This is a genomic window from Mycobacterium sp. (genome assembly GCF_032161845.1).
In the GTDB taxonomy this organism is placed as follows: Bacteria; Actinomycetota; Actinomycetes; order Mycobacteriales; family Mycobacteriaceae; genus Mycobacterium.
Genome location: NZ_JAVRQA010000208.1, coordinates 1 through 5,908, shown reverse-complemented (window position 1 = coordinate 5,908; position 5,908 = coordinate 1). Strand labels below are relative to the sequence as shown.

At 65.6% G+C, this 5,908-nt stretch carries 8 protein-coding genes; 3 read left to right on the top strand and 5 right to left on the bottom strand.

The window, feature by feature from the left end; all coding sequences use genetic code 11:
* The 4 genes from QOD90_RS12205 to QOD90_RS12190 all read right to left on the bottom strand — a co-directional run.
* Positions 1-605 (bottom strand): ATP-binding cassette domain-containing protein (locus QOD90_RS12205; protein WP_526349975.1); only part of this gene is annotated, 605 nt, incomplete at its 3' end.
* Positions 602-1,597: an ABC transporter permease gene (locus QOD90_RS12200; RefSeq protein ID WP_526349973.1), complete on the bottom strand. Its 996-nt coding sequence runs from the start codon at positions 1,595-1,597 to the stop codon at positions 602-604. The genes QOD90_RS12200 and QOD90_RS12205, both read right to left, overlap by 4 nt.
* Positions 1,594-2,604 carry a substrate-binding domain-containing protein gene (locus QOD90_RS12195; RefSeq protein ID WP_526349971.1) on the bottom strand — a complete coding sequence of 337 codons (1,011 nt, stop codon included), beginning with the start codon at positions 2,602-2,604 and terminating at the stop codon, positions 1,594-1,596. The genes QOD90_RS12200 and QOD90_RS12195 overlap by 4 nt, the downstream gene beginning before the upstream one ends.
* A 194-nt stretch (positions 2,605-2,798) precedes the next feature.
* A complete protein-coding gene (locus QOD90_RS12190) occupies positions 2,799-3,647 on the bottom strand; it encodes a sigma-70 family RNA polymerase sigma factor (protein WP_526349969.1) in 849 nt (282 codons plus the stop codon).
* Positions 3,648-3,730: 83 nt separating this feature from the next.
* On the opposite strand from QOD90_RS12190, the gene QOD90_RS12185 reads away from it, so the two are divergent.
* Positions 3,731-3,967, top strand: a complete 237-nt coding sequence (locus tag QOD90_RS12185) for a hypothetical protein (RefSeq protein WP_526349967.1) — start codon at positions 3,731-3,733, stop codon at positions 3,965-3,967.
* 106 nt (positions 3,968-4,073) lie between these two features.
* Complete coding sequence (locus QOD90_RS12180) at positions 4,074-4,568, top strand: hypothetical protein (RefSeq protein ID WP_526349965.1); 495 nt, start codon at positions 4,074-4,076, stop codon at positions 4,566-4,568.
* Positions 4,569-4,635: 67 nt separating this feature from the next.
* On the opposite strand, the gene QOD90_RS12175 is transcribed toward QOD90_RS12180, so the two are convergent.
* Complete coding sequence (locus QOD90_RS12175) at positions 4,636-5,304, bottom strand: DsbA family protein (RefSeq protein WP_526349963.1); 669 nt, start codon at positions 5,302-5,304, stop codon at positions 4,636-4,638.
* 24 nt (positions 5,305-5,328) lie between these two features.
* Between QOD90_RS12175 and QOD90_RS12170 the strand changes: the two genes are divergently transcribed.
* Positions 5,329-5,908: NADPH-dependent F420 reductase (locus QOD90_RS12170; protein ID WP_526349961.1), on the top strand; the 580-nt coding region annotated here is incomplete at its 3' end.

Genomic DNA, 5,908 nt, shown 5'->3' with positions numbered 1-5,908 from the left:
CGGTCGCGGATCGACCGGATCAAGTCGATGACCTGTCCCGACTCCCGAACGCCAAGGGCGGCCGTCGGTTCGTCCATGATGATCACGCCGCGACCGAACGCGGCAGCCCGCGCCACCGCGACACCCTGACGCTGCCCACCGGACAACGTCTCGACGGCCTGGTTGACGGACTTGATACCGATCTTCAGGTCCGCGAGATGCTGCGACGCCTCCTCGCGCATTCTCGGCATGTCCAGTCGGCGGAAGAGGCTGCCCGCAACACCCTTTCGTCGTACTTCGCGTCCGAGGTACAGATTCGACGCGATGTCGAGCGCCGGTACGACCGCGAGATCCTGGTAGACGGTCTCGATTCCGGCTGCTCGGGCGTCGCGAGTGTTCTTGAACGACACTGGCTTTCCGTTCATCAGGATCTCGCCTGCATCCGGAACCACCGCGCCTGCCAGAGCCTTGATCAAACTGGACTTTCCGGCACCGTTGTCACCGATGACCGCGAGCACCTCACCATCGCGGAGTTCGAAGTCGGCTCCGTTGATGGCCGTCACGTTGCCGTACTTCTTGACGAGTCCACGAGCTTCGAGAACGGGTGCGCCGGTCGGGATCGTCATTGTGATCTCCTGCGGGTGAATTGGTCCACTGCGACCGCGACGATCACGAGAATCCCGGTCGCGATGTTCTGGTAGAGACTGTCCACGCCGGCCTGGGTGAGACCGTTGCGCAGAACGCCGACGATCAGCGTGCCCACCAGGGTTCCGCCAACGCCTCCGCGCCCACCGAACAAACTCGTTCCACCGATGACGACCGCGGTGATCGTCTCGAGATTGGCGTTCTGGTACGCGTTCGGATCGGCGTTCGGGATTCGACCGAGAGCAGCCCACGCGGCAATGGCTGCGATCACACCCGTGGTGAGGTAGACGGAGAACAGCACCCGGCCGGACTTGATGCCCGACAGATTAGACGCCTGCGGATTGCCCCCGACGGCGTAAATGTGCTTACCCCAAGCAGTTTGGGACAACGCGTACCACATCAGAACGTAGACCGCGAGCATCGCGACGACACCGAACGTCGTCGAGAACGACCCGATGCGAAAGGACGTGCCCAAGAAGGTCAGCGGTCCTGGCTCCACGCGGTAGGTCTCGGAGCCCGCGAGTAGGCGGGTGGCCGCCTGTATCGCGGTGAACGTTCCAAGCGTGACGATGAACGGCGGCAATCGAAGGGTCGTGACGAGCCCGCCGTTGATCGCGCCGAACGCCACGCACACCAGAAGCGTCGACCCGAGCGCAACGACCGGTCCTCCTGCGCCCGCACTCTGGGCCATCACGATCGTCCCGAAGACGGCGACCGCGCCGATCGACAGATCGATACCGGAGGTCAGGATGATCAGCGTCTGGCCGACGGCGAGAATGCCGACGACCACCGACTGTTGGAGGATCAGCGACACGTTCTGCGGATTGAGGAACGAATCCGAGACCGCGCTGAAGATGATGATGGCGATGACGAGTGCCACCAGCGGCCCGAGCAACGGTTGACGCAGGAGGTTCCCCGCGTTGAACCGGCTCGATACCGATGGCATCGCTGTCGCGGGCGCGCCAGTGGTCATTTGCTAGCTGTGCCCCAGCAGTTCGCTTCACCCCATGCGGTGTCCTTGGATTCGAGTCCGGCGACGGGCTTGTCGGTGACGAGCTGCGAGCCGGTGTCATTGAATCCGCTGGGCTTGGTGCCGTCCTTGGCGAACTTGACCACGGCCTGCACGCCTAGTTCAGCCATCTTCGCCGGGAACTGCAGCACCGTCGCGCCGATCTTTCCGGCCTTCACGTCCGCGATGCCCGTGCAACTTCCGTCGATCGACCCGATGGTGATCTGAGCGGTGCGGTTGGCGGACTGGATTGCCTGGTAGGCGCCGGCGGCCGCCGGTTCGTTGATCGTGTAGAGCGCATTGATGCCGGGAGCGCGCTGGAGGATGTTCTCCATCGCGGTCTGCGCCTTGGTCTGATCGCCGTTGGTGTTCTCCCGGCCGACGATTTCCGGCGAGTCGTTGGTGATCCCGAAGCCCTCGAGGAATCCGTCGTGACGGAAGGTGTCGACGGTGCCACCCGGGGTTCCGTCCAGCATCACGACCTGGGGCGCTACGTTGCCGAGTGCGCCCTTCACCCATTTGCCCTGGCTGACGCCCGCGGCCTTGTTGTCGGTGGCGAAGGTGGCGTCGACGGCGCTTTCCGGGTCGGTCGCGGTGTCGAGAGCGATGACGATGACCCCGGCATCGCGCGCCTTCTTGATCGCGTCGAGCACTCCGGTGGAGGAGTTCGGCGTGATCAGGATGCCCTTCACGCCCTGGCCGACCAGGTTCTCGATGGCGGCGACCTGGCCCTCGTTGTCACCGTCGAACGCACCGGCAAGCGCGATCAGTTTGGCGCCGTCCTTGTCGGCCTGCGTCTGGGCGGCCTCACGCAACTTCACGAAGTACGGGTTCGAATCGGTCTTGGTAATCAGTCCGACCTTGACGCTGCCCGAATCCGATCCGCCGCAGCCGGTCAGACCGAGAATCAGCGAGCTAGCCAGGAGAATCGACCCGATCGCTGCCGTGCCCTTGGTGCGCTTTCCCAACATGCGGACTCCCTTGTCCCTCGTGCTTGATGTGACGCCGATCACCGTCCAGGTCATCTTGCACGGGAGCCTAGCGTTTAGGCAAGCGCTTGCGCATGCGCTTTCGCAAACGGGCTTCAGGTCGATTCATTCGGCGATCGGTGCCTTGGAGGAGCCATAGCCGCGCTCTTGCCACGCCTCGCGGGTTGGTGCCCTCGTCACGTCCGCGCGAGTCCACCCTCGCGGCGTCGTACCCCGGCCAGCACGTCGCCGGCGGCGCGGAACTGCACGTGGCGTACCTTGCCGGCCTCGACGGTGAAGTCGAAGGCGACCTTGAACTCGCCGCGGTGGATCCAGGCGGCGCCCGGCCGACCATCGACGAAGACCGGGAAGGCGGCCGCGGCAGCGCCGTTGAAGAAGCCGGCCACCTCATCGCGGCCCTCCAGGCGGGTCGGCGTGCCGAGCGCGCTCGCGGCTGCGTCGGCGGAGACCACCGCGTCGGGAGCGAGCAACTCCAGCAGCCGGGCGAAGTCACCCTCACGGGCCGCGGCCATGAAGGCGTCCACGATCTCCCAGTCGGCCAACGCGTCCTCGGGCGCAGCCGGGCGGACCTTGGCGCGAGCCCGAGAGGCCAGCTTGCGTGCCGCGGCCGGCGTCGTGTCGAGCATCGAGGCGATCAACTCGAAGTCGAAGCCGAAACTGTCGTGCATCACGAAGGCCACCCGCTCGGAGGGTGTGAGCCGGTCGAGCACCACCTGCAGTGCGATGCCGACGGAGTCGGCCAGGACTACGTCGTCGGCCGGGTCGGGTGCCGTCGCCTCGACTTCGATCGATTCCGTCGGTACCGGCGTACGCGCCCGCAGTCGGTCGAGGCACAGCCGCGAGGTCACCGTGGTGAGCCAGCCAGGCAGATTCTCGATCGGCTCGTCGGTGGAATGCAGCCGCAGCCACGCCTGCTGCACGACATCCTCGGCCGCGTGCGGATCGCCCAGGATCCGCGCGGCGATGCGCTGTAAACGACCTCGCTCGGCCTCGAAGTCGTCGAAGAGCTGGCTGTCGCTCACCATTGGCGGTCACACTTTCGTCGTCGGATGCGTCACCACCTTGACGCACCCGGAACACCCGGTGTGACCAGAGGAGGAGGACCCTAATGAAAACCATGACTTGTCAGGACCTCGGTGGCCCCTGCGGCCTCCCGCACCACGGCGAGAGCGCCGACGACATCATCAAGGCGCAAGACCAACACCTCAAGGAGATCGTCAAGGCCGGTGATGACTCCCACGTGCCAGCCCGCGGTGAGATGAAGGGCCGGTGGCTCCACCCCAAGAAGTCGATGAGCTGGTACAACGACGTCAAGAAGCGATTCGCCGAGCTGCCGGAGAGTTGACGCTTAGCGCAAAACTCATTCGCAAAAAAGTGAGGGAGATGCAGCGGCTCGTCGCTCCTAACAGTTGAACACGGCCCACAGGGGCCGCGACTGTGAAGGAGAGACCATGAGCATCCAGAGCACCAATTCATCAGCCCGTCGGATCACCGCGGCAGCCTTGATGGTCGCCGCGGCTGGTGCCCTCGCCGTTGGTGGCGTCGGCGCCGCTGCGACTGCCAACGCCCAGCCCAGTGGCGGCGAGTCCTACGCCGCCATCGCGTTTTCGCCTGCCAGCGGAACCTGGGCGAGCTTCACGAATGCCTCGTCGTTCGTCGATGCTTCGGCCGGCGCTGTGAACGCGTGCCGCGATGCCGGTGGCGGCCTCTGCCTGCTGGCCGGCTCCACCAACGTCACGGGCGGCGGGGCCAGCTGTGTCGCGCTTGCGGTTCACCCCGAGCACTGGCTGCTCTGGCACAGCGGAGTCGGACCGACTCAGATCAGCTCCATGACCGCAGCCCTGAACGGAAAGGACCGCCGTATCGCCACGACCACTTGCACGACCGTCGGCGGCTCGCCAAACCTTTCCTTCACCGGCAAGGTCGGCGAACTCTCCGGCTCGTAGCACGCCGAACCTGGAGCTGGCGCACCGGCCGGGGCAGCAGGATCGTGCCTCGCCGCTCGCGCCGGTCTCAGTCGGGAAGCGTCGCCAGCCAGTCCGACTCTGCGTCGACCGAGCGACCGTTGATCACGACGAGCGGGACACCCGGCTCGGGAAACCCGTGCAGAACGGTGAGGTTGTTGGCAGCGATGGCCCGTGGGTCGTAGCCGATTGGCAGGCCGACTCTGATCAGATCCTGAGCCGGTTGAGGCGCACCCGCCTGATTGGCCAAGTCGGCCAGCTGATCGTTGCTCAGATCCGTGGGCCCCTTCTCCTTCGGCTGTTGGCCTGCCGAATAGATCAGCTGAACGAAGCGCCACGTGACGTCACTCGCGTGCGAGTGGTCGGCCACCACGTACGCCGCGTAGATCGCTCGGCTGTCGTAGGTGCCGCTCGCGGAGTACTTGTCGAGGAAGTCCACGAACCGCAGGTTGACGCGTAGTGTGCCGGCTTCCACGCGCTCACCGATTTCGGCGCCCTGGGCCCGCACCATCGCTCCGCTGTATGGGCATAGCGGATCCACGTACAGATCGATCTGCCCCAGCGCATTGGGATCACCTATCGAGATGCCATCGCCGGCCGGACTCGCCATCGCCGCGTGCGCCACGCCGGCGGCCGGTCCGCACATCAGCAGCATCACCATGACGCCGAGAGCCGCCCCGAGGGAGCGAAGGAATGGGCTCGCCGATCTTGCGGTCATGGCCCCATCATCCCGCGCCGTCCAATGACGATGGTCCGTGGTGCGGAATGGGTGCCGCATGCCCGACGTTCACCCGATGAGAGAGCGGACGACACCACACGGAGGCGATGCATGAAGATTGGAATCATCGGGGCAGGGCAGATCGGCGGCACGCTGACGCGTCGGCTGCGCGAACTCGGGCACGAGGTCAAGGTGTCGAACTCGCGCTCCCCCGAGACACTCGCCGACCTCGCGGACGAAACCGGTGCGACCGCGGTCTGGGCCAAGGACGCCGCCGCCGATGCCGACCTCGTCATCGTGAGCATCCCGCAGAAGAACGTTCCCGACTTGGCCGACGGAATCGTCGATGCGCGCAAGCCGGATGCGCCGGTGATCGAGACCAACAACTACTACCCGCGGGAACGCGACGGTGAGATCGCGGCGATCGAAGACGGTCAACTCGAGAGTGCGTGGGTCGCGGAGCAGATCGGTGCGCCGGTCTACAAAGTGTTCAACGGCATCTGGTGGAAGCATCTGCTGGAGAGCGGAACGCCCAGTGGCACACCGAGCCGCATCGCACTTCCGATCGCCGGCGAGGACGGGCCGGGCCGTGCACTCGTTCACG